At 59.2% G+C, this 2240-nt stretch carries 2 protein-coding genes; both read left to right on the top strand.

The features are described from left to right. The coding region (locus G6034_RS19340) for an IS3 family transposase (protein WP_176636729.1) at nucleotides 1-1160 on the top strand (1160 nt) is incomplete at its 5' end. A 12-nt stretch (nucleotides 1161-1172) separates the two neighbouring features. Further along, on the top strand, nucleotides 1173-2240 hold a 1068-nt coding region (locus G6034_RS19335), incomplete at its 3' end, for an ATP-binding protein (RefSeq protein WP_176636728.1).

The raw sequence follows: 2240 nt of genomic DNA, 5'->3' as shown, positions 1-2240 counted from the left end.
GACATACTAAAAAAAGCGTCGGCGCTGTTGGATTCCTTAGCCAAGAGCGCCACGATGCCCAAGATCGAGAACGTGCCGGAGGAAGTCGAAGGCTGGCCGGCCTGGCTCAAGCCAAAGAACGGCGAAAAGTCCTGACTCCGTTCGTTGCCGAACTCCAGGAACGCGGCGGTCATTCAGCGGTGAAGGCCCTGGATCTGTTGGGGCTGGCCTCGGCCACGTACTACCGCGGCAAGGCGCCCAAGGCCCCCCAGCCGGCTGCTGTGCCCCACAAGGACCGGGTCCAGCCCCAGACGCTTCTGCCCGAGGAATGGGCCGAGATCGTCAGGCTGCTGACCCTGGAGGAAAACTCCAAGCTTTCCGTGGGGAAGGTCTTTTACAAGCACCTGGACCAGGGGATTAACATCGCCTCGATGCGGTCCTGGTATCGGGTCGCAGAAAAGGAAAAACTCAGTGGTGACCGCCGCCGGCAGGCCACCCATCCACCGAAAAAGATTCCTCAGCTGATGGCCTGGAATCCGAACAGGGTGTGGAGCTGGGACATTTCGAAAATGAAAGGAGAACGCCCGCGCCAGTACTTTGACCTGTACTTGATCGTGGACATTTACTCACGGTTCATCGTGGGTTGGCGGGTTGAACATACCGAGGTATCCGCTGTGGCCGCCGACATGCTCACCCGCGCCGTCACTGACCAGGGACAGGCCCCGGAGTACCTTCATTCAGACAATGGCGCCTCCATGAAAAGCAAGATCATGGCGGCAGCCTTGGAAGAGCACGGCATTGCCAGTTCCTTCTCCCGGCCCAAGGTCAGCAACGATAATCCCTTCAGCGAAGCCCTCTTCAAAACTTTCAAATACGAGACCGACTACCCGAGGGGATTCCCCACTCTGGAGGACGCCAGAGACTACGTTGCAGCGTTCGTAACCCGCTACAACAACTCACACCAACACGAGGGCATTGCAGGACACACCCCGGCCAATGTGCACTACGGACGAGTCGAGGAAATCAACACCATCCGACAAGCAGCACTGGACGCCAGTTACGCCGCCAACCCCAAACGATTCGCCAGGCGACCGCTCACACCCCAACTCGACGCCTACGTCGCCATCAACGACCCCCAACAACGAACCCAACAAAACATCAACCTCTCCCAAACAGGTTGACAAATACCGATTTTGGTAACGACAGGTGACGCCCTCGATAATCTCAAGAGCAGCCATAGAACGTGGAAGAAATGTTGGGATGCGGGTGAGACGTTCCGGCTGGACCTGCTTGTGATGATTACGTCTAGGAGTCTTTCGGACAGCAAACGCCGCAACATCGAGGCCTACTGTAGAACCAATAGCCTCCCGGTGCCGCGCATATATGCAAGGCAGTGGCTAGTTGAGTCTCTGCGCCGCGACCCAGATCTCCGCTTTGAACTGACTGGAGTCGAGGGTCGTCTTGAAGCACTGACAACGAAAGCCCCTGAGCCTTCGTCATCGATCACCGCCCTGTTCGGGCGCGACGAGGAGCTGGATCACCTGCGCGCCGCGGTAACGCTGACGACCGATGTCTCGTTAGTAGGCGTTCCCGGAGTTGGCAAGAGCCGTCTGCTAGCGGAGCTCGAAGGTGGTGTCCACTTCATCGACCGCCTTGCCCGCGACCACCTTGCCGACGACCTGTTCGCCATAGATCCCACGACCGTCGTGCTAGACGATGCCCACCTTGACCAGGAGCTCCTTGAGCAGCTGGTACGCATTCGTAGCAAGGAACGGTTCAGCTTCACCATAGTCGCCGCAACGTGGCCAGGAACCGAGGCTCCTGTAGAGGCTCTACTTAACAAGCCGACGCGGGTCGAGGTGGACCGCCTAGCGCGAGCCGCACTAGATCAAATGATCCAAGCGCTCGGAGTCCACGGCGTCCACGCCCGGTCACTGGTACTCGAACAGTCCGACGGCCGACCGGGCTGGGCGGCCATCCTCTCTCGTTTGGTCATCAACGGTGCAGGCGACGACCTCGCAACTGGTCAATCACTTCTTGACCAAGTGGCTGGCCTCGCTACCGCTATTGCAGGCAGCCCCGTACTCAATGACGCGTTGGCCTGCATCGCCGCACTCGGCGCAGCCTCACTTGAGGACATCGAGATTATTGCAAGCCATGCTGGTGTCCCGTACGCCGACTTGATCGCCTGGCTTGAGGTCACCGCTCAGGGCGGTCTCGTGGAGCGGACGAGCGACAAGTGGTCTGTGCTGGCTCCACTT

Origin of the sequence: Arthrobacter wenxiniae, from assembly GCF_013376105.1 — a bacterium.
In the GTDB taxonomy this organism is placed as follows: Bacteria; Actinomycetota; Actinomycetes; order Actinomycetales; family Micrococcaceae; genus Specibacter; species Specibacter wenxiniae.
The sequence above is the reverse complement of the archived record's forward strand: the minus strand, read 5'-3'. Positions and strand labels throughout refer to the sequence as shown.